23 protein-coding genes and 1 riboswitch are annotated in these 25,036 nt (G+C 64.3%); of the genes, 14 read left to right on the top strand and 9 right to left on the bottom strand.

Features of this window, described 5'->3' with window-relative positions; translation table 11 throughout:
- Nucleotides 1–32: 32 nt before the first annotated feature.
- A complete protein-coding gene (locus BN1143_RS02670; RefSeq protein WP_042049580.1) occupies nt 33–2,642 on the bottom strand; it encodes a glycosyl hydrolase family 18 protein in 2,610 nt (869 codons plus the stop codon).
- Between the two features lie 110 nt (nt 2,643–2,752).
- Nucleotides 2,753–2,840: riboswitch (cyclic di-GMP riboswitch) on the bottom strand.
- Between the two features lie 174 nt (nt 2,841–3,014).
- Nucleotides 3,015–6,515, bottom strand: a complete 3,501-nt coding sequence (locus BN1143_RS02665) for a hybrid sensor histidine kinase/response regulator (RefSeq protein ID WP_017779157.1) — start codon at nt 6,513–6,515, stop codon at nt 3,015–3,017.
- Nucleotides 6,516–6,734: 219 nt separating this feature from the next.
- On the opposite strand from BN1143_RS02665, the gene BN1143_RS02660 reads away from it, so the two are divergent.
- The 3 genes from BN1143_RS02660 to BN1143_RS02650 are packed head-to-tail and all read left to right on the top strand — an operon-like array spanning nt 6,735 to nt 8,778.
- A complete protein-coding gene (locus BN1143_RS02660) occupies nt 6,735–7,346 on the top strand; it encodes a DUF2975 domain-containing protein (protein ID WP_042049578.1) in 612 nt (203 codons plus the stop codon).
- 7 nt (nt 7,347–7,353) lie between these two features.
- On the top strand, nt 7,354–7,563 hold the full coding sequence (locus tag BN1143_RS02655) for a helix-turn-helix domain-containing protein (protein ID WP_005304071.1): 210 nt from the start codon (nt 7,354–7,356) through the stop codon (nt 7,561–7,563).
- Between the two features lie 6 nt (nt 7,564–7,569).
- A complete protein-coding gene (locus BN1143_RS02650) occupies nt 7,570–8,778 on the top strand; it encodes a hypothetical protein (RefSeq protein ID WP_042049577.1) in 1,209 nt (402 codons plus the stop codon).
- 74 nt (nt 8,779–8,852) lie between these two features.
- Here the strand turns inward: BN1143_RS02650 and BN1143_RS02645 are convergent, their stop codons facing one another.
- Nucleotides 8,853–10,007 carry a 3-phenylpropionate MFS transporter gene (locus BN1143_RS02645; protein WP_042049574.1) on the bottom strand — a complete coding sequence of 385 codons (1,155 nt, stop codon included), beginning with the start codon at nt 10,005–10,007 and terminating at the stop codon, nt 8,853–8,855.
- Nucleotides 10,008–10,273: 266 nt separating this feature from the next.
- On the bottom strand, nt 10,274–12,367 hold the full coding sequence (locus BN1143_RS02640; RefSeq protein ID WP_042049573.1) for a TonB-dependent hemoglobin/transferrin/lactoferrin family receptor: 2,094 nt from the start codon (nt 12,365–12,367) through the stop codon (nt 10,274–10,276).
- A 188-nt stretch (nt 12,368–12,555) separates the two neighbouring features.
- Between BN1143_RS02640 and BN1143_RS02635 the strand changes: the two genes are divergently transcribed.
- From BN1143_RS02635 to BN1143_RS02625, 3 genes are read left to right on the top strand one after another with little or no spacing between them, the layout of a single operon-like run.
- Nucleotides 12,556–13,539 carry a ChaN family lipoprotein gene (locus BN1143_RS02635; protein WP_017763883.1) on the top strand — a complete coding sequence of 328 codons (984 nt, stop codon included), beginning with the start codon at nt 12,556–12,558 and terminating at the stop codon, nt 13,537–13,539.
- Nucleotides 13,540–13,599: 60 nt separating this feature from the next.
- Nucleotides 13,600–14,151 (top strand): cysteine hydrolase family protein, encoded by a 552-nt coding sequence (locus tag BN1143_RS02630; protein WP_042049571.1) that lies wholly within the window; start codon nt 13,600–13,602, stop codon nt 14,149–14,151.
- A gap of 39 nt (nt 14,152–14,190) precedes the next feature.
- Nucleotides 14,191–14,595 (top strand): hypothetical protein, encoded by a 405-nt coding sequence (locus BN1143_RS02625; RefSeq protein ID WP_017779150.1) that lies wholly within the window; start codon nt 14,191–14,193, stop codon nt 14,593–14,595.
- A 70-nt stretch (nt 14,596–14,665) separates the two neighbouring features.
- Here the strand turns inward: BN1143_RS02625 and hutZ are convergent, their stop codons facing one another.
- Both hutZ and hutX read right to left on the bottom strand, forming a co-directional pair.
- Complete coding sequence (hutZ, locus tag BN1143_RS02620; RefSeq protein ID WP_011704904.1) at nt 14,666–15,223, bottom strand: heme utilization protein HutZ; 558 nt, start codon at nt 15,221–15,223, stop codon at nt 14,666–14,668.
- Nucleotides 15,220–15,732, bottom strand: coding sequence for a heme utilization cystosolic carrier protein HutX (gene hutX / locus BN1143_RS02615; RefSeq protein ID WP_005304096.1), 513 nt, complete (start codon nt 15,730–15,732; stop codon nt 15,220–15,222). Before hutX ends, hutZ begins: the two co-directional genes overlap by 4 nt.
- A gap of 168 nt (nt 15,733–15,900) precedes the next feature.
- Here hutX and BN1143_RS02610 point away from each other — a divergent pair, with 168 nt between their 5' ends.
- From BN1143_RS02610 to BN1143_RS02595, 4 genes are read left to right on the top strand one after another with little or no spacing between them, the layout of a single operon-like run.
- Complete coding sequence (locus BN1143_RS02610) at nt 15,901–16,740, top strand: heme/hemin ABC transporter substrate-binding protein (RefSeq protein WP_042049569.1); 840 nt, start codon at nt 15,901–15,903, stop codon at nt 16,738–16,740.
- Nucleotides 16,737–17,768, top strand: coding sequence for a FecCD family ABC transporter permease (locus BN1143_RS02605; protein WP_042049567.1), 1,032 nt, complete (start codon nt 16,737–16,739; stop codon nt 17,766–17,768). The genes BN1143_RS02610 and BN1143_RS02605 overlap by 4 nt, the downstream gene beginning before the upstream one ends.
- 14 nt (nt 17,769–17,782) lie before the next feature.
- Nucleotides 17,783–18,571 carry a heme ABC transporter ATP-binding protein gene (locus BN1143_RS02600; protein WP_042049566.1) on the top strand — a complete coding sequence of 263 codons (789 nt, stop codon included), beginning with the start codon at nt 17,783–17,785 and terminating at the stop codon, nt 18,569–18,571.
- 50 nt (nt 18,572–18,621) lie between these two features.
- Nucleotides 18,622–19,437, top strand: coding sequence for a substrate-binding periplasmic protein (locus BN1143_RS02595; RefSeq protein WP_017787701.1), 816 nt, complete (start codon nt 18,622–18,624; stop codon nt 19,435–19,437).
- On the opposite strand, the gene BN1143_RS02590 is transcribed toward BN1143_RS02595, so the two are convergent.
- Complete coding sequence (locus tag BN1143_RS02590) at nt 19,425–20,051, bottom strand: YitT family protein (RefSeq protein ID WP_017787700.1); 627 nt, start codon at nt 20,049–20,051, stop codon at nt 19,425–19,427. The two genes, BN1143_RS02595 and BN1143_RS02590, sit on opposite strands and share 13 nt — an antisense overlap.
- Before the next feature lie 323 nt (nt 20,052–20,374).
- Between BN1143_RS02590 and BN1143_RS02585 the strand changes: the two genes are divergently transcribed.
- The 4 genes from BN1143_RS02585 to BN1143_RS02570 all read left to right on the top strand — a co-directional run bounded on the left by BN1143_RS02585 (nt 20,375) and on the right by BN1143_RS02570 (nt 23,799).
- Nucleotides 20,375–21,394 carry an NAD-dependent epimerase gene (locus BN1143_RS02585; protein WP_017763875.1) on the top strand — a complete coding sequence of 340 codons (1,020 nt, stop codon included), beginning with the start codon at nt 20,375–20,377 and terminating at the stop codon, nt 21,392–21,394.
- Between the two features lie 210 nt (nt 21,395–21,604).
- Nucleotides 21,605–21,793, top strand: coding sequence for a hypothetical protein (locus BN1143_RS02580; RefSeq protein WP_011704892.1), 189 nt, complete (start codon nt 21,605–21,607; stop codon nt 21,791–21,793).
- Between the two features lie 206 nt (nt 21,794–21,999).
- Nucleotides 22,000–22,854, top strand: coding sequence for a lytic transglycosylase domain-containing protein (locus BN1143_RS02575; protein ID WP_042049564.1), 855 nt, complete (start codon nt 22,000–22,002; stop codon nt 22,852–22,854).
- A gap of 108 nt (nt 22,855–22,962) precedes the next feature.
- Entirely contained in the window at nt 22,963–23,799 is an 837-nt protein-coding gene (locus BN1143_RS02570; RefSeq protein ID WP_042049563.1) for a phosphorylase family protein, read from the top strand.
- A gap of 90 nt (nt 23,800–23,889) precedes the next feature.
- Here BN1143_RS02570 and BN1143_RS02565 read toward each other — a convergent pair whose 3' ends face one another.
- Nucleotides 23,890–24,399 carry a YgjV family protein gene (locus tag BN1143_RS02565; RefSeq protein WP_042049562.1) on the bottom strand — a complete coding sequence of 170 codons (510 nt, stop codon included), beginning with the start codon at nt 24,397–24,399 and terminating at the stop codon, nt 23,890–23,892.
- A gap of 57 nt (nt 24,400–24,456) precedes the next feature.
- On the bottom strand, nt 24,457–25,032 hold the full coding sequence (locus BN1143_RS02560; protein WP_042049561.1) for a Crp/Fnr family transcriptional regulator: 576 nt from the start codon (nt 25,030–25,032) through the stop codon (nt 24,457–24,459).
- Nucleotides 25,033–25,036 lie beyond the last annotated feature (4 nt).

Below are 25,036 nucleotides of genomic sequence, written 5' to 3'. Positions count from 1 at the left end.
GGCATGCCTGGCATGCCCCTGTGGATGGTGAATTACTTGCAGCTGGTGGCGCCGATGTCCTGCCAGACGTCGTGCTTGCCTGGCTCGTTGCCGCGGGTCCAGTACTGGGCCTTCCACTGGCGACCGTTGTGGCTGGTCACGTCACCGGCGTTATAGGCAACATTGGCATCCCAACCCAGCTGCACCTGGCTTATCAGCTTCCACTGATCGGCGCTGCGGCTCGGCTCATTGCCCTGGGTCCAGTATTTGGCCTGCCATACCAGCTGGTTGTGGCTCACCTTCTCGCCACCGTTGTAGGTGGTTGCAGCCTTCCAGGCCGGCCAGTTGGCGGCATCCGGATCGGTGGCGTTGCAGTCGCCACCACCGCTGACCGGGGTCACGGTGAGGCGGGTAGCGGCCTGGGCATCCAGTGCGCCGTCGGTCACGGTGACGGTGAGGTCATAGCCGGTCTCCACGGTTACGCTGGGGCCGGTCACTACCAGGGTCTTGCTGTTCTGACCGCTGGCGGTGAGCCCGGCCGGCACGCTCCACTGATAGCTCAGGGTGTCGCCGTTGGGATCGCTGGCGTTGGCGGTGATGCTCACCTGCTTGCCGGCCTGCACCGAGACCTTGTCCTGCACCGTGACGACCGGCGGCAGGTTCGGTTGCGGCGCCTTATTGGTCACCACTACCTGATCCTTGGCGCTGAGGTTGTGGTCATCGGTCACGGTCAGCTCGAACACCAGATTGACGTCCTGGCTCACCGCATCGACGGCCACCTTGGCCTTGGCCTGGGTGGCGTCGCTCAGGGTCGCCTTGGGACCGGAGATCTGGGCCCAGCTGTAGCTCAGTACCGCCCCTTCCGGATCGCGGGAGGAGGAACCGTCCAGCACCAGCTCGGCCGGGCCGGTCACCGCGAGATCGGTGCCGGCATTGGCCACCGGCGGCTTGTTGACCGGCGGTGTGCTATCGCCGTGGCCCAGCCCCTCGTGCATGGCGTTGAGAATGTCGCCGTTGTCGGCGTCGATTTCCCAGGCGAACATGCCCCCGAGCTGGTTGGCCAGCACGTACTGCCCCTTGGCCTTGACCGAGCGCTCGTCATCGAAGGTGATGAGCTCGCCGGTGGCAGCCTTGAACACGGACGGTGCCTCGGCCACTTCGTCATAACTGTACTGCCAGTCGCCGGCCATCTTGCCCTTGGCGATGCCGCGATAATCGATGACCCCCTTCTCCCAGATCCCTTCCGCTTCGGTGCCCGCAATCGGGCCGGTGGCGGTGCCGGTGAAGGGGTTGTTGCCCTGATACCCGCTGACGCCGGTCCAGCCGCGGCCATACATGGCGGCCCCCACCACCACCTTGCCGGGCTCGACGCCCTGACCCAGCAGCGCCTTGACCCCCTTGTCGGTGGTGTACTTGGTGTTGGGATCCCAGCTCGACTCGTAGAGCGCGGTCTGGTGACCCAACCCGGTGTTGGTCCAGGCGCCGTTGAAGTCGTAGCTCATCAGGAAGATGTGATTCATGTATTGCTGGGCGGCGCGATAGTCCACCTTGGCAATCTTGTCGCCGCCGGCACTGATGGCGGAGGTGAGCTCATAGGTGCGGCCCGTCTCTGCGCTCAGCTCGTCGAGCATGGCGCGCAGCTCCTTCATCAGCAGCACGTAGGTCTCGCCATCGGAGGGGCTGCCGAGGTTGGGGTTGGCCCCGAGGCCACCCGGGAATTCCCAGTCGATATCCACCCCGTCGAAGAATTTCCAGGTCTGCAGGAACTCCTTCACCGACCCGACGAAGGTGTCGCGCTTGGCCTTGTCACCGAAGAAGAAGAAGGGATCGGAGAGGGTCCAGCCACCGATGGAGGGGAGGATCTTCAGGTCCGGATAGGCCTTCTTGAGCGCCATCAGGTTGCCGAAGTTGCCCTTGTAGGGTTCGTCATAGGCTGTGAGGTTGCCCTGCCCCATCTGGATGGCGGCCCAGGGATCGTGGATGGAGACCTTGAAGTCCTCGCGGCCGGCACAGGAGCGCTGCAGCGCCTCGAAGCTGCCGGAGATCTCTTTGAGGCTGTCGTTGATGCCGTTGCCACCGCAGATCGGGGTGAAGCCATAGAGGATGTGAGTCAGGTTCTGGGCCGGGATCTTGTCCACGGTGAACTTGCGACCATAGACCCCCCACTCCACGTAGTAGGCCCCCATCACCTTGCCGGTCTTGTTGACGTAGGGCTTGTTGTTCTCCTTGAGCGGCGCCTTGAGCGGCAGCAGGTGGCTGCCGTCGGTGTCGGCCACCAGGATCTCTTTCTTGTCGGAGAGGGTGCAGCCGTCGGCGTTGCACAGGGCCACCTGCATCTGGTAGCGGCCCCCCTGGGTGACCTTGAAGTTGGCGGTGCCGGAGGCGGAGGCGGCGCCGGACCACACCTCCTTGCCGTCGAGCAGTACCTTGGCGGTCTGGCCGACATCACCGGACCAGAGGTTCCAGCTCACGCTGACCGGGGCACCATCCTTGTGAACCGTCACCAGCTTGTTGTAGGAGGTGGCGGCCTGGTCCACTTCGACGATGGCGAACTTGGTTTCGCCCCAGCCGATGGTGGGTTTGCCGGGGGCGGCAGCGAAGGCGGAGGAGGCGCAGAGCCCCCCGACGATCAGTGCCAGTACGGAGGGTTTTGGACTTAACATAGTTGAATATCCTTATTTCGTTCTTGGAATAGATAACGAAAAAGGCAACGCAACCTGACAGGTAACGCAGACAACATCGCACCATGGCTTGGCCCATGGACGAAACAACCTGTGGTGGCCCCGCTATCCTAGGTACCGCTGACCCTTAGACCGGAAGCTTTGCGTCCCGGACTTTCGTCCGGTTTGCCTTTTGCACAACTTGATTTGCGATAAAAATAATCGCGACCTGACTATAAGGGAGTCAAAGGAGAGAGGGCAAACCCTTGATTGATTATTAATAAGTCACTTTTTACCGGTTTTGAGCCTCAAACGAGAAGAAAAGGCACATTTCCGGGTCGGAAAGTGCCGATCTTGTCACTTGGGGGCCGCCGATTAAAAATCGGACGAATTCCCGGATTCGTGATCACCATCAAGTTTGGCCGGCCGCAAGATGCTGTTCATCAGCGCCCGCAGCTTGAGCGGTTTGACCGGTTTGCTGATGTAGCCGTAGCCGTGTTCCCGGATCTGCGCCTGCAGCTCGCTCTTGCGATCCGCGCTGATGATGATGCCGCCGATATGGTTGCCGTGAGCGAGGCGCAGCATGTGCAGCGCCTGCAATCCGGTCTTGCCGTCGTCCAGATGGTAATCGGAGAGCACCAGCTGCGGCAGGAAGCCGCCGGCGATGAGATCCTCCGCCTGGGCCTGGCTCTGGGCGCACACCACCTCGCAGCCCCAGCGCCCCAGCAGTGACTGCATGGCGATCAGGATATCGCTCTCGTTGTCGATGCAGAGCACCCGGATCCCCTCCAGTTGGCTGTCGCGCTGGGCGGGGGCCGCCACCTGCGTCGTTGCGACAGGACGGGTCGCCAGGTTGAGGGTGACGGCAAACACCGAGCCCGCCCCCGGCCAGCTGCGCAGGGTCAGGTTGTGGCCAAGCACCAGGGCGATGCCGCGGGCGATGGCAAGGCCGAGCCCCAGCCCCTGCTCCCGCGCAGTGCGGGAGTGATCGAGGCGGGAGAACTCGTCGAAGATCGCCTCCTGCTTGTCGGCCGGAATGCCGGGGCCGTTGTCCCACACCTCGATGCGCACCTTGTCGCCGAGCCGGCGACAGCCGAGCAGCACCCGGCCGCCCGGGTTGTAGCGAAAGGCGTTGGTGAGGAAGTTTTGCAGCACCCGCCGCAGCAGGCGCACGTCGCTGTAGACCGCGAGGCTGCTCTCCACCACCGAGAACTGGATCTCCCCCGCCTGGGCCAGCACCCCGAACTCCGCCTTGAGGTTATCGAACACGTCGCGCAGGGCGAAATCCAGCTTCTTGGCCTTGAACTTGCCCGCCTCGAGGCGCGAGATGTCGAGCAGATCGGTGATGAGATCCTCGGTCGCCCCCAGCGCATCGTCGATGTGGCGGGCGATGCGGGCCGGCTCGTCCGCCGGCGGCAGCATCTCCAGCAGGGAGGAGGTGAACAGCTTGGCGGCGTTGAGGGGCTGGGTCAGATCGTGGCTCACCGCCGCCAGGAAGCGGCTCTTGGAGTGGTTGGCCCGCTCCACCTGCTGGTTCACCAGCAGCAATTGGCGGTTGAGCTCGGAAAGCTCGTGGGTGCGCTCGGCCACCCGCGCCTCCAGGTGTTCGTTGGCCTCGCGCAGCACCCGCTCAGCGTCGCGAAACGGGGTGATGTCGGTAAAGGTCATCACGAAGCCGCCCGCCGGCATGGGGTTGCCCTGCATCTCGATCACCCGGCCATCGGGGCGCTCGCGGGCCGAGATGTGCTGGCTGCCGCGCTGCATGAAGGCGACCCGCCGCGCCACCTGGGCCTCCACATCACCGGGGCCGCACAGCCCCTGCTGGGCGTTGTAGCGGATGATCTCCTCGATGGGGCGGCCCACCTGGATGAGGCCGGGGGGATAGTGGAACAGCTCGATGTAGCGCCGGTTCCAGGCCACCAGCTTGAGTTCCCGGTCCACCACCGAGATCCCCTGCCCCATGTGTTCGATGGCCCCCTGCAGCAGGCCGCGATTGAAGCGAAACACGTCAGAGGCCTCGTCCACTATGGTGGCGATCTCTTCCAATTGCATGTTGCGCCCCTGCAGGGCCGAGGCCAGCACCAGCCGCGCGGACGAGGTGCCGAACACCCCGGCCAGCAGCCGCTCAGTGTGGGCGATGAGCTCGGCGGAGGCCTGCATCTGGGGCGCCAGGGTGCCGCCTCGCTCGCCGGCGAAACGGCCGAAGGCGCGCTTGACCCGGCTCGAGCCGACGAAGCGGGCCGCCAGCATCTCCAGCTCCTTGACCGAGACCCGCGCCTGATAGAGCGCCGTTGTGTCGCGGCTCGGCTTGCCGACGAAGTTGGCCGCCTGCAACCGCTCGCTCACCGCGGGGCGGGAGAGCAGGGAGCCCGCCACATAGCCGGCCAGGTTGAGCAACAGGCTCAGGAAGATGCACCAGGCCCCCAGGCTCAGGTCGCGCACCGCAGGCCAGTCGGGCGGCGCCAGCAGGGTCGCCAGTGGCGAGCCGGCCAGCAGGCCGCTCTCCGCCAGCAGGGTGGCGAACCAGAGGCTCACCCCGAGGGCGAGGCCGAGATAGACCCCCTTGCGGTTGCCGTGCCGCCAGTAGAGGCCGAGCAGCAGGGCCGGTGCGAACTGGGCCACCGCACCGAACGACAGATAACCGATGCGTGACAGGCTGGTGAGATCCCCGAGCCAGAGGTAGAGTCCCCAGGCCGCCAGCAGGATCAGCAGGATGGCGCCGCGGCGCACCTGCAGCAGCAGGCGCACCAGCCGCTCGTCCCGCCCCTGCTGCCAGAAGCGGCGCAGCAGCACCGGCAGCACCAGATCGTTGCTGACCATGATGGCCAGCGCTATGGTGCAGACGATCACCATGCCGGTGGCCGCCGAAGTGCCGCCGAGAAACGCCAGCAGCGCCATGCCGTCGAACCCGAGCGACATGGGGAGGCTGATCACATAGGTATCCGAGGCCATGCCGGCCCCCACCCACTGCTTGCCCGCCAGCGCCAGCGGCCAGATGAAGAGTCCCATCATGAACAGGTAGAGCGGGAACAACCAGCGCGCCCAGTGCAGATCCTGGCCCTGGTTGTTCTCCACCACGGTAACGTGAAACTGGCGCGGCAGGCAGATGACGGCGCACATGGCCACCAGGGTGTAGATGGCGAGCTCCAGCAGGCTGCCCGGCGTCACCGCCACCACCGCATCGAGAAAATCGCTGGCCACCAGGGTGCGGGCCTGGCTCGGCTTGCTGAGGATGAGCCAGAGCGCGAAGCTCCCCACCGCCATGAAGGCGAGCAGCTTGACCACGGATTCGAAGGCGATGGCCACCACCATGCCGCGGTGGTGCTCGGTGGCGTCCAGATGGCGGGTGCCAAACAAGATGCTGAAGAGGGCCAGCAGCAGGGCCACCCCAAGGGCCAGCCCGGCGGTATTGCCGGTGGGGCCGGCGGGCACAGGGTTGGCCATCAGCAGATCCAGCCCGGTGACGATGGCTTTGAGCTGCAGCACCAGGTACGGAAGTATGCCCATGATGGCGATCAGCGCGATCACCATGGCGAGGCGCTGGGACTTGCCGTAACGGGCGGCGATGAAGTCGGCGATGGAGGTGATGTGCTCGCGCTTGGCCACCAGGATGAGGCGAGCCAGCAAGCGCCAGCCGAACAGAAACACCAGCATTGGGCCCAGATAGATGGGCACGGGCGACCAGGGCGACTCGCTGGCCTGGCCCACCGTGCCGAAGAAGGTCCAGGAGGTGCAGTAGACCGCCAGCGACAGGCTGTAGAGCAGGGGCTGGCCCTGGAGGCGACGCCGTTTGTTCTTGTCCGCCACGTAGGCGATCAGAAACAGCAGCCCCAGGTAGGAGAGCGACAATCCGATCAGCAACCATCCCTGGTGCATCTGTAACCTCTTGTCCGTGTTGAAGATTCAAGCGCAGCAGCAGCCAGTCTAGAGAGCTGCCCGGAAAATGTCATCTCCTTATTGCGGCGAGAATTTATCGTTTTTCAATAAAAAACGGTTGAATAAATATCGAAAAACGATAAACATCAGGCTGTGTTTATTGATAAACGATAACTCGGCGCTACGCGTGGCCCACCCTTTCACTCAAAGAGGTAAACGATGAAACAGAACAAGCTCGAACGCATGAGCAGCCTGATCGAATGGATCCTGCTGGCTACTCTGCTGGCCACCCCCGTCCTGACGGTCATGGGGGTCTGGTCACACCTGATCGGCGGCAGCGACTACCTGCAGCAGGAGCTGCAAGAAGCGCTGAATGTGGAAGAGAGTTCGGTGCTCGGCAAGGTACCCCTGACCACGGAGTCGCTCCCGCAGGCCAGCACCCAACCCGCCGTTGCCGACTATCCCCTCACTTTGGGAACCCGCCTGCTGGGCACCCTGGTGATGCTGCTGCCGGATCTGGTGTTCATGCTGATGCTGTGGCAGCTGCTCCAGCTGTTTCGCGGCTACCGGCAGGCCATGCTGTTCACCTTCAGCCAGATCCGTCGCTACCAGTGGATCGGCCTGCTGCTCTGCGTCAGCTTCGTCACCAAGATCGGCACGACGCCGCTGCTGGACATAGTGCTCACCCTGCCGGGACCCGAGCTGCACGGCAAGATCAACATCAGCTCGTCGGACTTTCAGCTGCTGCTGGCCGGGTTGATCGTCTCGGCACTGGCCCTGGTGATGCGCGAGGCCAAACTGCTGGCCGATGAACAACAACTGACGGTGTGAGGATCCCATGCCCATCATCATCCGACTCGATGCCCTGCTGGCCGAACGCAAGATGACCGCCCGCGAGCTGGCCCTGCGGGTCAACATCACAGAAGCCAACCTCTCCATCCTGAAAAACGGCCATGCCAAGGCGGTTCGCTTCTCCACCCTGGAGGCGATCTGCCGCGAACTGGGCTGCCAGCCCGGGGATCTGCTGGCCTTCGAGGAGGAGCGTTGATCCCCTATGAGTCGCCATCTCACCCTGTGTGCCCTGTGGTTGCTGCCGCTGTGGGCCTGCGCCGCCGATGGCACCAGCGGCCCCCGCTACCTTGTAGAGCAGGGCAGCCGTGCCAATGAGTTGCAGATACGCCTTACGATGCAGGGCAATCCCCCTTTTACCCTGCTCCCCCCTCGTCAGTTGCCGAGCAGTTCCTCACCGGTTTCACCCAAGCTGGTCTGTCTTGCAGACAACCAGCCGGTGGCCCTCAACCAGCCCTTCTCCTGCCAAGAAGTCGGCTGGCAGGTAACCCTCACCCCGGCGCCAGCCCTGGGGGCCGATGCCTCGGCCCAGGAGTCGCTACTGTTTGCCCCCAATCGGTGGCTATTGACCGAATGGGGCAATCTGGTGCGCCAGCAAGGGAGTCGCCAAGGGGACGTCTGTCTGCCGGATGGCAGTTGCCAGCCGCTGCCGGACCTCAACCAGCCGCCGCTGATCCTGCCATTTGGTCTGGCCACAGTGCCCGTCACCGAACGGGATCCCAGGCTGCTGCTCAGCCATGACGAGACGGCCAATCAGCTCGATATGCCGGCCCTGCAGCAACAATTGAACGAGATCATCGACTATCTGGCTTTCCAGCTCGATGTCACCCCGCCCACTTACCCGTGGCGGCTGGTGTGGCTGGGACGGGATGTGGCGACCCGCTCCCTCGGCGGCGCCGCCGGGGATCAGGTGTTTGTCGCCAACTACCCCACCAGGGATGGCAAGCCGACCCCACAGGCGCCACTGCGTCTGCTGCGCACCTCCGCCCACGAGGCGGTGCACATCCTCAGCACCGCGCCACAGCCCACCTGGGTCAACGAGAGCCTTGCCGAGTACCTTGCCATCAAGGCGCTGCGCCGCTTTCGGCTGCATCAGGTCACGGCGGTCAACGAGCTGGCCGAACGGGGCAAGCAGTTGCCCCATGGCGAGAGCGGCCTCTATCGGGCGGCCCGCGAGGTGATGGCAGGGGATCGATCCTATTACCCGCTCTTTTACGTCAAGGGGAGCGCCTTCTGGGAAACCCTGGACAGGGAGCTGCAGCACAATGACGCCACCCTGGCCCGGCTGCTGCCCCAGCTGGGCTGGCTGCCGGATGGTCGCTTTGATACCGCATCCAATGAGCTGCTTGCTGGCACCATAGGCTCGGAGACCTGGCGCCGTCTGAGCCGCTACTATCTTGGCGAAGCGCGGTAACGCCGCACGCCGCAACGAAAAAGGGAGAGCCATGGCTCTCCCTTTTGCTGTGTGATGATTCAGACGGGTCGGTATCAGACCGGAGCATGCCCCTGCCCAGACGGCGCAGCTGGGCGCAGGCGCAGCACGAACACCGGCAGCACCACCAGCACCATCAGGAAGAAGATACTGCCCCCCAGCGGTTCGTAAAGCAGACCGCACAGGGTCATCAGGGCGGCCACCGTCATGCCGAGCCCCAGCGCCGCATAGAGCGCCTGGGTCGGGATCAGCTGCTCGGCCGGCAGCTGGCGGGTCATGAAGCGCACGGCGCCGAGGTGGCTGACGCAGAAGGTGACCGCATGCAGCAGCTGGCCCGCCACCAGCACCAGGATCTCGGTGGAGGCACCGAGCAGGATCCAGCGCACCACGCAGCCCAGCGCCCCCACCAGGAACAGGGTCTGGGCGCCGAAGCGGTTGAGGAAGCGCTTGTCGGCGGCGAACATGCCGATCTCCGCCACCACCCCCAGCGCCCACAGATAGCCGATGGTGGTACCGCTGTAGCCCGCCGCCTTCCAGTGAATGGCGCTGAAGCCGTAATAGGCGGCGTGACTGCCCTGCAGCAGGGCGGAGATCAGCAGGAAGCGGCGCACCTGGGGGGACTTGAGGGTATCGAGCAGGGAGGCCTTGGCCCGCTCGCCCTGGATGTCCCGCGGCACCGGGTGCAGCGGCAGCCAGCTGAGCAGCAGCATCAACAGCAGCCCGGCCACCATGGTGTGCAGCACCCACTCGCTGCCAAAATTCCCCACCAGGGCCCCCACCAGGGTCGAGGCGACGATGAAGGCAAAGGAGCCGCACAGGCGTACCTTGCCGTAGTCGAGGTGCGCCTGCACCACCATGCGGGTAGCCAGCGCCTCCCCCACCGGCATCAGGGTCGGGTAGATGAAGTTCGCCACCAGGGTCAGTCCCACCAGCCACCAGAGATTGTGGCTGAGATAAAAGCCGAGGAAGGCCAGCAGACTGAGCAGGCAGAGCAGGCGGGTGACCGGCAGCAGGTGCCCCGCCCCCTTGATCTGCCCCATCACCATCAGGTTGCCGGCAAAGCGGATTGCCATGCCGGCACCGAGCAGCAGGCCTATCATCTCGGCGCTCACCCCGATCCCCTCCAGCCAGAGCGACCAGAACGGCAGATAGGCACCATAGACGAAGTAGAAAGCACCAAAAAACAGGGCTAACCAGGAGAAGGCGGGCATAGATCCTCGGCAAGGGGGAAGATGGGGCACAAATGATAACCGATTTGCCGGTGGGGATCCTGCGATCCCGGGCGGGAAGCCGCTCAGATAATAGTGAAAAACATCAATAAAATTGAACTATTGGCGCAAGACTGGTGTCTATCGAGTAACACCTCCTCCTGGTTAGTGTTGCAATCCTTCCACCCGCCACCGGCGGGTTTCTTTTTGGCCGCTCGCTTGCGCCATGAAAAAGGGGCCCGCAGGCCCCTTGTCGTGATGGGTATTCATCAGAACACGTACTTGACCCGTGCACTCAGGTTGCGGCCCGGCTCGGTCTTGTTGCTGGTGCTGGCACTGGCGCTCTGCCCCGTGATGCTCTCGTAGTTGACGTACTCCTTGTCAAACAGGTTGAAGACGCCCACGTTGAACTGCAGATCCTGCACCGGCTTGAACTGGGCGTAGATGTCCACCACGCCCCAGCCCGCGCTCTTGATGTTGTCGTTGCCCTTGGCATCCTTGCCCACCTTGCTCATGTCGTCGGCAAAGCGCAGAGCGGTGTTGATGTTCCAGTTGGCCTGCTCCAGTCGTACCCCCAGGGTCCCCTTGAGCGGGCTCAGGCTGTTGATGTAGTTGCCATCGCCATCCTTGCCCTCGATGTAGGAGAGGTTGCCCCAGACGTTGACCAGATCGTTCAGCCAGTAGTCCGCCTTGGCCTCGGCCCCCTTGGTGGTGGCCTTGTCCAGGTTCTGGTACTGGTAGACGGCGGTGCGCCCTTCGGTGCTCACCTGGCCCAGCTCGATGAAGTCGTCGTACTTGTTGTAGAAGGTGGCCACTTCATAGCTGAAGCCGCCGGCGCTGCCGCGCACCCCCAGATCGATGCCGTCGCTGCTCTCGGGCTTGAGGTTGGTGTTGGGCTCGATGCGATAGCCGTACGCCTGGTGGTTCAGGGTGGAGAAGGCGTTGTCATACATGGGGGTCTTGTAGCCGTGGCTGTACTGGGCGAACAGGTTGGCCGCCTCGTGCGCCTTGAATACCAGTCCCAGCTTGGGCGAGAACTCCCCTTCGGAGAAGCGTTTGAGATTCTCGCCCGTGTAGGCGGGATCCTGATCCGGGTTCATCCGGTAGTAGTCATAGCGGGCCCCCGGCGTCAGCACCCAGCGCTCGCCGAACTTCAGCTCGTCGAACGCCCACAGGGCGCCGTGCTCTGTGGTGGTGGAGGGGAAGCTCAGCTCGCTGTAGCCTTCAAAATCCCCCGGCACGGTCGGCGCCTTGAAGCGGGTCCGCTCGTTGTCGGTGTGCTCATACTCCAGGCCCCAGGCCAGTCGCTGGCTATCCAGCGCCTTGCTGAACTTCACCTGGGCGCCCAGACTCTTCTGCTCGAAACCGTTGTGATCCAGCGAGTTCTTGGTCACATAGGGGTTGGTCGGCCGCACCGGGTATTTGGAGGAGGCGTACTGATCCATGGTCTGCTTGGTGCGGGCGTAGTAGATCTTGCTGTCGATGCGATCGACCCAGGGCGCCTGCAGGGCGATGCCGTGATCCAGCACCAGCGACAGGTTGTCGGTATCCTTGTCGGTGATCGGCTGGTTGAAGACAGAGCCCGCCTTGGTGAGGTCGACCGCGTCGGGATCCTGACCCTCGGTGAAGTAGTCGACGGTCAGCTTGAGGAACTGGCTATCGCTCAGGTTCCACTGGCTCTTGAACAGCACGGCCTGACTGACGATGTCGAACTCGTTCTTGTCGCTGTCGTAGTTCTGGGTCACCCCGCCGTCACGCCAGGTGTAGCGCAGCAGGTTTTCCAGCTCGCCGGTACGCAGGGCACCGGTAAAGCCCGCCATCTTCTGGTGGCTGCTGGAGGCATAGCCGGAGGTGGCGTCCAGATAGCTGTCGCGCCCCTTGAGGAAATCCGCCGCATCCTTGGTAGTGATGGCGATGACGCCACCCAGTGCATCGGAGCCGTAGGCGGCCGAGGCCGGCCCCTTGACCACCTCGACCTGCTTGATCATGTCGGTGTCGAAATAGCTCTGGCCCACGCCGCCGTTCTTGTAGGCGTCATTCTCGCGCACGCCGTCGCGCACTATCTTGACCCGGTTCTCACCCATGCCGCGAATGATGAAGGTCTGGGCATCGCCGGCACCGCCGAGGGCGGTGACGCCCGGCTCGTAACGGAACAGGTCGGCGACGTTGCTCACCACCTGCTCTTCAATCTGTTCGGCGGTAATGACCGAGATGGGACCGGAGACATCTTCCAGTTTCTGCTCCATCCGGGAGCCACTGACCACCATGACGTCATCTGCTTTCTTGTCCGCCGCAAAAACCGGGGAAGCGAGGCCGGCCGCCACGGCAAGGGCGACCAGCGATAGGGTGTTGTTATGGGCCACTGCAAATCCTTATTGAGAACTGTTATCAAACAGCAGGCATCTTACTCACCTCTCAACAAAGATCAATAATAAACGGAATCATTCTCATTTTCTTTTGTTATAATTAGGTTCTACACTACGCCCCTCTGTTTTCCCGCCCGCCATGCTGCCATTGTATGGTGCAGGCACCTCATCGCTGCGAGACACCCATGACCCGACTTCTGCCCCTGCTCACCCTGCCCCTGCTGCTGGCCGCCTGTGCCACGACGGCCCCCGTCAACGATGCCGGCACCCTCTATCACTATCAGCTCAAGGCCACTCAGGGGGATGCGCTCACCCTGGAGCAGGCCCTGGCCCGGGTGGCGGATGCCGACATAGTGCTGGTGGGCGAGCTGCACACCCACCCGGCGGTGCACCTGCTGCAGGCCAGAATGCTGGCGGGCCTGGCCGACACGGCACAGGCAGACGGCCGCCCCCTGGTGCTCTCCATGGAGCAGTTCAGCCGCGCCGATCAGCCGGTGCTGGATGCCTACCTGGCCGGTCGCATCGGCGAGGCAGCCCTCATTCGCGACGGCAACGCCTGGCCCAACTACCCGAGCGACTATCGCCCGCTGGTGGAGTTCGCCAAGGCGCGCCACCTGCCGGTCATCGCCGCCAATGCGCCCAAACCGCTGGTGAGCTGTGTCGGCCAGGAGGGGCCGGCCTGGCTGGATCAGCTGCCCGCCAGCCGTCGCAGCCAGCTGGCCCGCACCCTCACCCTCGGCGATGACCCCTATCGCCAGAAATTCATGGCATCGCTCCATCATGGGGATGCCGACGGCAACGCCCGCCGTTTTGCCGCCCAGACCAGCTGGGACGACACCATGGCCGAGAGCATGGTGGATTACCTGCGCAGCCACCCGGGCCGGCGCATCATGCACATCGCCGGCAACTTCCACGTGGAGGGGGGACTGGGGCTGGCTAGCCGCATCGCCAGCCGCAACCCGGCCCTCAAGGTGGCGCTGGTCGTGCCTGAGCTGACGGCGCCGCAAGCGGGTAAGGAGCAAGCAGCGGCAGCCGGCCGGGTGGCCGACGTGCGGGTCGGCATCGCCCCCCTGCCGGAACGCTGGCTAAATGCCGATGAAATGAAGCAAGATATGGGCGCACTGCATCAATCCCGCAGTCGTGACTGCAGCCAGTGGCTGCAACCCTGACCTTGCGTCTGAGGAGCCCAGTGGCTGCCACCCTGACAAACAATTGCCCAAGGATTTCATATGGATGTGTTACTGGTCATCGACATGCAACAGGGGCTGTTCACTCAGCCTCGCCATCAGGACGCCCAGGTCATCGCCAATATCAATCGATTGGCCGAGCGCGTGCGGGCAGAACAGGGTCGTGTCATCTATGTGCAGCACGATGCCCCCGGTTCCGAAGTGGATCCCGCCAGTCCGGGCTGGCAGCTGCACGCCGATCTCGCCCCGCAGGGGCATGACAGCCGGGTGAGCAAGACAGCCTGCGACAGCTTTCTCGATACCGAGCTCGGTTTCCTGCTGGCGGAGCAGCCGGTAGACAGGCTGCTCGTCTGCGGCTGTGCCACCGATTTTTGCGTCGACACCACATTGCGCAGCGCCGCCGCCCGCGGTTTCGAGGTGGTGGCGGTGACCGACGCCCACACCACGGCGGACCGACCCCACCTGAGCGCGGAGCAGATCATCGAGCACCATCACTGGATGTGGCGTCACCTCAGCCTGCCAAAAGGCAGAAGCGTGACCCTGCTCACGACGGATGAGCTGCTCGGCGCCACCCAACCCGAGCCGGCATGTTAATCTGCCCGCTTTGAAGCGATCACCCGATTGGAGTCTTGTGTGCGTCTACTCTCTGCCGTTGCCTTCACGCTGCTGTTACCGGCAATCACCGCCTGCTCCGGCTTGCCGGGGCGCCAGCCGGATGGCCCGGCCCCCCTGTTCAGGACCCACATCAACGAGGAGGGGAGCAAGCGCTTCACCTTCGAGGCCGCCCCGCTCGATACCCTGCCTACCCGCCTGCAGAACGATGACGGCAGCAGGCTGAGCAGGAACAAGAGCCTGCTGGAGCGGCGCGAAGCGCTGCAGGATGCCCAGCTCACCCAGGCGCTGACCGAACGCAAGTACTGCCGCGAAGGCTACATAGTGCTCAGCCAGACCTCCTGGAAGATCCGGGGTGAATGCAACGAGACCGCCACCCGGGCCGACCGCGACGCCTTTCCCAACAAGGCCTCCTGGCAGGATTGAGGGAAAACCGTCCATAAAAAAACGGGCAGCCCCAGGGCTGCCCGTTTTGTCATGTTCGTGATCGCGTAGATCAGACCGGCGCATCGGCCGGGCTGGTCAGCTCGGCACCGTTGTCGACGCGCTTGTGCCCTTCCACCAGGTGGACGAAGTCCACCAGCTCGTCGCCGGAGACCCGGAACGCCTGGCCGAAGCCCTTGACGAACAGCCCCTGCTCAGGCTTGAGGCGAAACAGCACGAAGTCCTTGAGGTTGGAGAGCCCTTTGACTATCTCGCCGAAGCGCCCTTCCAGCGCCGCAATGGCCTGCTCCCAGCGCACGTCGTCGCGGGCCACCACTTCGGCCACCGCATCGAAGGTGAGGCGCTTGCGGGCAAACAGTTCGCGGGCCCCGTTCTCGTCCTCGATCAGCATCAGCGACACCTTGGGCACCTGTTGCAGGTTGCGGGCGTGGCGGGCGATCTCGGAGATGAGCACATAGTAGCCATCTTCCTGCAGCACGAAGGGGGCATAGCTGGCATTGGGGTTGCCTTCACTGTCCACCGTCGCCAGCTGCAGGGTGCGGCAACCGTCGCGAAACTCGCGGATCTCCGGTTGCAGGCGGTTCTGCAGACGCTCCTGACGTTCACTCATGCTTTGACTTCCTCTTGATACTGGTGGCGCAGGGCCATGAAGCGTTCCACCTGGGCCGGCAGCAGCTGACGCTGCTCGTCACGCCCCAGATAGACCTTGAAAATGCAGCGACCGCTGTGGCCGAAGAACTGGAAGGAGTGCCCCTCCTTGCCCATGAACAGCTTGCTGACCAGAGCAATACCGACCACGTTGTCGAGCTTGAGGTGGCCGTGCATCTCGCCGTCACGCCCCATCAGGTTGTAGTAGCCACGGGCGCTCTTGCCGCGGGGGAAGGGGGCCTTCACCTCGAAGATGGAGCCGTCGGATTCGACGATGGTGGTCACCTGGCCCCAGTCGGCCAGATCCGCCAGCAGGGCTTCTGCCTGCTCGGCGGGCACCAGGGTAACCAGCTCGGCCGGCAGGTGGCGCACCACCTCCCATTCGCTGACGGCCAGCTCGGCGGCGATGGTGGACGGGTGAGCGCCGGGATCTTGTGCCAGCAGCCCATGAATGCGTTGTGCAATGCTCATCGGTTCTCCCTTGGGATGCCTGCGGCATCCCTGTTCTGTCATGGCGGATACTGTAATGAAGGCCCCAAACCAATGCAATTGATAATCGCTTTCATTCTCAGTGCATTTTTTTCGACGGCTTGATATTCTCGGCGGCAATCCCACTTCATTCACCCTTCGGAGGTTAGCATGGGCCGTCGTTTTGCCCTCGCACTCAGCCTGCTCGGCTGCTCAGCCCTGTCCCTGCCCACTCTGGCGCAGGAACGTATCGTCAGCATAGGCCCGGCCACCACTGAACTCATTCTGGCACTCGGGGGCGAGCAGAGCCTCATCGCCACCGACATCAGCAGCCCGGAGCCGAAGAACCTGCCGCGGGTTGGCTATCACCGCGCCCTCGCCGCCGAAGGGATCCTGAGCCTGGCGCCGACCCGGCTGGTCGGCAGCGACGAGATGGGGCCGCCGCCCGCCCTGGAGCAGCTGCGCCGGGCCGGGGTCGCGGTGGACGTGCTGCCCACCGCCCCCACCCTCGCCAACCTCAACCAGCGCATCGATACCCTGGCCACCCTGCTCAAGGACCCGGCCGCCGGCACCCGTCTGAAGGCCGAAATCCAGACCCAGAGCGAGCTGCTGGCCGCTCAGGCCAAGCAGAACAAGCCGCTCAAGGTGGTCTTCCTGCTATTGCACAAGGGCCAGCCCACCAGCATCGCCGGCGGCAACACCACCGCCAGCGCCCTGCTCACCCTGGCCGGCGGCATCAACCCGGTGGCCCAGCTGCAAGACTACAAGCCCGTCTCCACCGAATCCCTGATCGAACTGCAGCCCGATCTGGTGCTGGTGAGCGGCCGCGACTGGCAGCAGTATCAGGATCCTGAAACCGTGCTGAGCCAGGTGCCCGCCCTTTCCGCCACCCCGGCCGGCAAGAACAGAGCCATCCATGCCATCGATGGTCACGCCCTGCAAGGGGGGCTCAGCCTCACCTCGCTGCAGCAGGCCAGCCAGATCGCCAAGTGGATCAAGCTGGGTTCATGATGCGTCTGCCACTGCCCTGGCTGCTGTGCCTCACCGGCGGCGCACTGGCGCTGCTGCTGGTCGGGTCGCTGGCCACCGGCCCCATGACCCTCTCCTTTGGCGAGAGCCTGCGTGCCCTGTTCGCTGGCCAAGGGAGCGGGATTGAGGCCCATAAATTGCTGATCGTGCAGGAGATCCGCCTGCCACGCACCCTGCTCTGCATCGCCGTGGGGGGGATTCTCGGCCTCTGCGGCGCCGTGATGCAGGGGCTGTTTCGCAACCCCCTGGCCGACCCCGGCATCATCGGGGTCTCCGGCGGGGCGGCGCTCGGGGCGGCGCTGGCCATCGTGCTGCTGGCCCCCCTCGGCCAGCAGTGGCAGAGCCTGCTCGGCCTCGGCCTGCTGCCCCTGCTCGCCTTCCTCGGCGGGGCGCTGACCACCACCCTCGTCTATCTGCTCGGCACCCGGGAGGGAGGCACCTCGGTCACCGTCATGCTGCTGGCCGGCGTCGCCATCACGGCGCTCTCTGGCGCCGTGATCGGTCTGCTCACCTATCTCGCCGACGATCAGATGCTGCGCAACCTGAGCCTGTGGCAGATGGGGTCGCTGGCGGCAGGCAAGCCGGTGGACGTGGCGCTGGCGCTGCTGACCCTGGTTGCCCTGCTCATTCTGTTCATGCGCGATGCCAACCCCCTCAACGCCCTGCTGCTGGGTGAAGGGGAGGCCCGCCACCTCGGCATCCAGGTGCAGTCCCTCAAACGGCGGCTGATCCTGCTCACTGCCGCCGGGGTCGGCGTGGCGGTGGCGGTGGCCGGCATGATAGGTTTCGTCGGCCTGGTGGTGCCCCATCTGGTGCGACTGCTGGCCGGCCCCAACCACGTCCGGCTGCTGCCGCTCTCCGCCCTGCTCGGGGCCGCCCTGCTGCTGGGCGCCGACATGCTGGCCCGCACCCTGCTGGCACCGGCCGAGATGCCGGTCGGCATCATCACCGCCCTGCTGGGCGCCCCCTTCTTCATCTGGCTGCTGGTCAAGGGCCGCCGCACCCTTTAACCGGAGGACTCATCTTGTCAACTTCATCGACCCTGCTGCACTGTCGCCAGCTCAGCCTCAGCCGGGGCGGCCGCCCCATCCTGGACAGGCTAGATCTCAGCCTGCAGGCGGGCAGCCTCACCGCCCTGCTCGGCCCCAACGGCGCCGGCAAGAGCTCGCTGCTCAAGTGCCTCACCGGCGAGCTGGAACATGAGGGGGAGATAGATCTGTTTGGCCGGGAGCGGCGGGAGTGGGCCGGCAACGAGCTAGCCCACCGTGTAGGCGTGTTGCCGCAGAGCTCGTCCCTGAATTTCCCCTTCCTGTGCGAAGAGGTGGTGGCCATGGGCCGGCTGCCCCACAGCGAGCCGACCAGCCGGCGCGACGAGATAGTGCGGGCCGCCATGACCCATGCCGGGGTGGATCATCTGGCCGGCCGCCTCTATCCCGGTCTCTCCGGCGGGGAGCGCCAGCGGGTGCAGTTCGCCCGGGTGCTGGCCCAGATCTGGCAGGCCCCGGAGGAACCGCAACAAGCGCGGCTGCTGCTGCTCGACGAGCCCACCTCGGCGCTCGATCTCAAGTACCAACACCAGCTGCTCACCATGGCCCGCGCCCTCGCCGCCCGCCATACCGCCGTGCTGGTGGTGTTGCACGACCTCAATCTGGCGGCCCGTTACGCCGACCGGCTGGTGATGCTGGAGCAGGGCAGAGTGATGGCCGACGGCACCCCGCGCGAGGTGCTGACGCCTGATCTCATCGACCGGCTCTATGACTACCCGGCCCGGGTGATCACGGATCCGCAGGGGATGTATACCGTCGTCCTGTAGGGCGATTTCTCGCTCATACTGCAAGGGTGTCAATCACGGATGCTTGCCCCATGCCTGCTCGTCTGCTGTTGCTCTGGCTCCTCTCCCCTCTCTGCGTTGCCGCCCCCCTGCGTCTGGTCGTCCAGGAGTTTGCTCCCTACAGCTTCATGGGCAGTGACAACCAGCCGACCGGCGCCATGGTGGACATGGTCAAAGAGGCGTGCAGCTACTGGCCTGAGGGGTGCCAGATAACGCTGCGCCCCAATCTGCGGGCCAGAAAGGAGCTGGATCTGGGGGAAGTGGACGGCATGTTTCCGCTCGCCTGGAGCGATGCCAGGGCAAAGACGCTGAGCTACTCGGTACCGCTGTGCAAGGCGAGCTGGGGCATCTTTGCCCACGTCGATGAAATTGACGCGCCGCTGACTCTGGCTCGCCTTGGTCACGCACGGATCGGGGTGACCAGAGGCTCCTTCAGCGAGACCTTGCTGCGCCAGCTGGACGACACCCTGCACCAGCAGGGGATCCCCCCGATGCAGCTGGAACTCAACGTCAACGATGATTATGCGAACCTGCTCAAGATAGAACGACAGGGGCGCTACAACCTCTACTTCTCCAACCTGGATGTGGCCCTCTATCGACTCAACCTCAGTGGCGCCTCGAAGATCAAACTATGGCAGAAGAGTCACGAGGCGAACTACTACATCGCCTTCAACCGCCAACGCATGAGCGAGGCGCAGCTGGCAGCCTTCAACCAGATCCTGATCCGGCTGGAAGCCCAGGGCAATCTGCTGCGGCACAGGGTGCACTGGGGCCTCTCCTCACCACTGCCCGATCATCGGCTGCACACCCTTTTTCCACCCGGCTCACAGAAGCCTCACGCCAACTGATAGCGACCCGGCTTGTGGTTGAGTGTCAACACCAGGTTACAGATGATGGCCGCCACCACGGAGAGGGCCAGGATCCAGGGCTGCACCACGAAGAAGGAGGCGATGACGATGGTGCAATCCAGCCCCATTTGCAGCTTGCCGGCGCGGATGCCGAAGCGATCCTGGATAAACAGCGCCAGGATGTTGAAGCCGCCCAGGCTCGATTTGTGGCGGAACATGATGAGCAGCCCCATGCCGATCAGGGTGCCACCGATGAGCGCCGCGTAGACCGGCTCAATCTTGCCTATCTGCAGCACGCCATTGAGGTGATCCGTCATGAAGGAGACGGTCGCCACCGAGACGAAGGTGTTGAGGGTGAAGCGCGGCCCCATCCTGAGCCAGGCCAGGGCATAGAAGGGCAGGTTCATGCCGAAGAACAGCAGGCCGAAGCTCAGCCCGGTCACCTGCTGCAGCAGCAGTGCCAGCCCGGCAGTGCCGCCGGTGAGCAGGCCCACCTGATGAAACAGAAAGATGCCGAGAGAGACGAAGCCGGCGGCGGTCAGCAGGGCGATGATGTCTTCATAGAGGGGGTGCGCAGTACGAACGGACTGCGCCGAGACAGGGGTGTTGTCCATAACCGGTATCCAATAGCGAAGTGAAAGAGTGTCTGTTGCCCGCAGAGCGGGCGCGAGCCCTGTCCACAGGGCTTCGTTATGGGATTCAGTCTATTTTTTGCGACCATGATCACAATAGTCACCACCCACGCCCCGTTTTGGTGCCTGTCATTCTCCATTGACAGCCGCTGCACCAAGATGCAGCATGCCGCGCCTGAGCCGCCCCCACTTTGACGAAAAGGGCGGTTTGCCATGGCACAGACGCGCCGGCTCTGCTACAACGCGCGCAGCCTCAACTCCAGCACCACCATCAGGAGCCCCATGATCTGCACAGGACCCCAGCCATGAAGTATCTGGTCACCGGCGCCGCCGGCTTTATCGGTTTTCACGTCGCCAGACGGCTGTGCGAGGCGGGTCATCAGGTGGTGGGGCTGGACAACCTCAACGACTACTACGAGGTGAGCCTCAAAGAGGCTCGCCTGGCGATGCTGACCCCCTTCCCCCACTTTCGCTTCGTAGAGGGCGAGCTGGCGGACCGGGCCGGCATGGCCGCCCTGTTTGCCGAGGGGCAGTTCGAGCGGGTGATCCACCTGGGCGCCCAGGCGGGAGTGCGCCACTCGCTGGAAAACCCCTTTGCCTACAGCGAGAGCAACCTCACCGGCATGCTGACGGTGCTGGAGGGGTGCCGCCAGCACGACATCCAGCATCTGATCTACGCCTCCTCCAGCTCGGTCTACGGCATGGGCGAACAGCTGCCGTTCAGTGCCGATCAGCAGGTGGACCACCCGGTCTCCCTCTATGCCGCCACCAAGAAGAGTGGCGAGCTGATGGCCCACGCCTACTCGGCACTCTACGGTCTGCCCACCACAGGGCTGCGCTTCTTCACCGTCTACGGCCCCTGGGGACGACCCGACATGGCCATCGCCAGGTTCACCCGCGCCATCCTGGCGGGCGAGCCCATCGACGTCTACAACCAGGGCGATCTCAGCCGCGACTTCACCTTCATCGACGACATCGTCGAGGGGATCCTCGCCGTCGCCGAGCTGCCACCCCGCCCCAACCCTCACTGGCACGCCGGCGAACAGAGCCCGGCCGAGAGCGCCGCCCCCTACCGCATCCTCAACATCGGTCATGGCCAGCCGGTGCGGCTGCTCGACTTCATCGAGGCGCTGGAACAGGCGCTGGACAAACCCGCCATCAAGCGGATGCTGCCGATGCAGGCGGGCGACATGCACGCCACCTGGGCCGACAGTGAGCCCCTTCACACCCTCACCGGCCTGCGCCCCGCCACCTCCATCGAGGAAGGGGTCGCCGCGTTCGTGCGCTGGTATCTCGACTACTACCAACCCGCTGAGCTGGAGTAGCCATCCCGACCGGACACTGGGTGCGCCCTGCCACGGCCGGCTGAAAATTGTTTGATGAGTTAATGGAATGGCGCCGCACCACCTCCCCCCTTAGGATGGGGATGTGAGGCGGATGGCGGTTTGCCGGGCACCGGCTGGGGTATACTGGCCGCACTTGGTGCCACACGGGCACGCATCCGCCCCCTCACCATGATGAGAAGGAGTCACCTCATGATCCGTATTCTGCTGTTGCTGGGCGCCGCCCTGTCTGCCTACGGACTGCAACAGAGCCATACCCTGGCGCCGCTGCTGAGCCTGCTCGGCCTGCTCTCGCTCTGGGTGGCGAGCGAAATTCGCCTGATGTATCGCCAGCTGCCCGCTGCCGAGCCGGACGAGCAGCCCTATCACCTCGACGTCTGAGGGCCAGGGACAACTGATTTAGCCACCTCTTTATCGCCACCGACCACCTGGATGCACGGCCAGCCCCTGCTAGGACTGCATCGGTCATTGGTTCCATATCGTTTTGATCTCTGGATACCCGGATCAATAACAACAGGATCCACTGGATTAATGGCAGAACGGGCCATGTTCCCCTATATCTTCTGTACCCCAACAGGAGAGAATCCATGTCGAGCCTCAGCGAAAACAGGCTGTTTTTGCTGCTTTTTTTATCGCTGTTGCTGGCCGGTCACGTGCAGGCAGCGGCGCAAAGCAGGGATTTCAGACAGGCGCCCAAGGCGCTCAGCGCACTGAAGCAAGGTCAACAGGCACAGAGTCAGGGCAACCTGACCCAGGCCATCCACTTCTACTGCGCCGCCGCCACCACGGGTAACCCGGAAGGGTATTTTCGCATCGGCCGCCTGCTCGCCACCGGCCCGGGCTCGGTTCGCAACCCCCGCATGGCCAACGCCTACCTGGCCATGGCGATCCGTCTTGGCAACCAGCAGGCCATCCGTTACTACAACAGCCGGGTCGGCAATGCCGTGATGGGGGAGCAGTGCGGCAGCGGCGTCGGCGGATCCGGCGGTTACTTCGCCGCCATCCCCACCACCCCCTTCAATCTGGAGGCCTATCTGGCCCGCCAGTCGCCCGCCAAACAGAAGCTGGCCAACATGCTGCGCCACGCCGCCAAGCGCCACCGCATCGACGAGCGGCTGGTACTGGCCATCGCCATCGCCGAATCCAACCTCGACAGCCGCGCCGTCTCCCCCAAGAATGCCCAGGGGCTGATGCAGCTCATTCCCGAGACCCAGCAGCGCTTCGGGGTGACCCGCCCCTTCGATCCGGAGCAGAACATCAAGGGGGGCGTGGCCTACCTCAAGTGGCTGCACACCCATTTCGATGGCAACTGGACCCTGATGTCGGCGGCCTACAACGCCGGCGAAAAATCGGTGGAGCAGTATGGTGGAATCCCCCCCTATCAGGAGACCCAGCAATATGTGCGGCGGGTGCTCTACTTCGCCGGCCACAAGCAGCCCTGAACCCGACTTCCTGCCGGCCTGCTATTGACAAAAACCACACCTGCATTTACGCAATCGTTCGCCTTTCGGTAGGATCCGGCGCTTTCTCGCACGTTCTACAGGTAATCCATGAATTTCATCAAACGCTGCTCGCGCCTGCTCACCCTGTTTGCCCTCTTCTCCTCCGCCGTCGTGGCAGCCACTCCGGCCCCCGCCCCCATCCTGATCCAGGGGGCAATGGATGTCGAAGTCGAGACCCTGGTGGCCGCCCTCAAGGACAAGCAAGAGCTGACCGTGGGCGCCTGGACCTACTGGCAGGGCACTCTCTCGGGTTATCCGGTGGTCGTCTCCCGCACCGAGGTGGGACTGGCCAATGCCGCCGCGGCCACCACCCTCGCCATGGAGCGCTTCCGGCCGCGCCTCGTCATCAATCAGGGCACGGCGGGCGGCCACGATCCGGCGCTGCACCGGGGCGACATCGTCATCGGCACCAAGAGCTTCAACATGGGGGCCTACCGCAGTGACCTGACGCCCGCCGAGCAGGGCGTCGATCCGAGCAAATGGCACAACTTCGAGGTCACCATGCGCCTGCGCGACAACGGCAAGCTGGTGGAACACACCGCCTTTGCCGGCGATCCCGAGCTGGTCGGCCGCGCCCTCGACATGGCTGACCGTTATCGCCACGGTCGGGTGGTCCCCGGCATCATAGGCACCGCCGACGAGTGGAACCGCCAGGTCGCCCGCATCAACTGGCTGCACCAGACCTACCAGACCGCCGCGGAAGAGATGGAAACCTCCTCCGCCGCCCTGGTGGCCGAGGCCTACAAGGTCCCCTTCGTCGGTATCCGGGTGCTCTCCAACAGCGATCTGCACGGCGAGGTGTTCGATCCGCAAACCGCCATCCACTGCCAGCAGTTCGTCATCGATTACGCAAAGGCGCTCATCAACGGCTTCAACAAAGCCTGATAGCTCCAAAGAGGCCGCCACTGTGGCGGCCTCTTTGCCCTACGACACCCATGCTGCGGCATTACCCGCTTTTTTCTCGGCAGACTGACCTCAGCCGGCAGGTAACACCTTGCGCCCATAGTGGCGGTAGTAGCCCACCAGATTGCTGACCAGAAACAGCCCCTCCATCAGCGCCGCCACAGGCGACCCCACCAGCAGGTTGTTGACCAGCCAGCAGAGGGTGCCCAGCAGCATCCAGCGCCGCAGCAGGCGATCATCCGGGCAAAACGCAGCCCGGGTCTGCAGCAGGCTGGCCAGCAACCCCAGCAGGGCGAGCGGCCCCTGATAGGTGGCGAGCACCGCGAGGCAGGACAACCCAATAAAGAGCCACATCAAGAGGCGGTGAGTGGCCAGCATGCTGACCACGAAGCGCAGACTCGCCAGCCAGAGCAGCAGGGCGGCAGACCACTGTCCCAGCAGCGCAAAATGGGCGCCATTGAGGGCGCAGGAGAGCGCCAGACAGGCCAGAATGGCCCGGCGCGCCCGCAGCTGAAACGACAGCAGATCCAGCAGCAGCGCCAGGCTCACCACCAGTTGTGACCACAAAAACAGCGACATCATCCCCACTCCAGGCTTGTTCGAGGGGCCCAGCATGGCGGGAATGGGCGCGGCGCGGCATTAACCCGTGTTAATGCGCCGGCGGATCCGCGACAGGGTGACCGGGCTGATGCCGATGTAGTTGGCGAGCTGCACCTGGGTGAGCCGCGCCGGCCAGTGGGGGAAGGTACGGCAGAGCTCCCGGTAGCGCTCTTCGGGGGAGTGGAGCAGCAAGAAGGCCTCCTTGCACTCCTTGTAGCACAGCTGTTGGCGCAGCAGGGCCATGCAGACCGGCTGCCAGGCGGGTTCGTCCAGCAGGGCGAGCGGCACCCGCACCAGTTGCAGCGCCGTGACGGCCTCCAGCTGGTAGCGGGCAGGCGACCCGGTGAGCCAGCTGTCGTAAAGCAGGCAGAGCTCCCCTTCGAAGTAGAACTCCTTGCAGCGCTCCTGCCCGTCCCGGGCGTAGTGGCAGGCGCGGGCGATGCCCCGCTCGATATAGAAAGCCGACTCCTGCATTGCCCCCTGAGCCAGCAGCGGCTGACCCGGCTGCAAGGTCAAACGAGGCAGGCGGGCGGCAAGCGGCTCACCGATGGCGGGCGCCAACCCCATGGCGACGAGGGTGGCCGCCAGAGACGGGGCTGAAGGCAGGCTGGTCATGCAA

This window comes from Aeromonas dhakensis (assembly GCF_000820305.1).
GTDB classification, from domain to species: domain Bacteria; phylum Pseudomonadota; class Gammaproteobacteria; order Enterobacterales; family Aeromonadaceae; genus Aeromonas; species Aeromonas dhakensis.
The sequence above is the reverse complement of the archived record's forward strand: the minus strand, read 5'-3'. Positions and strand labels throughout refer to the sequence as shown.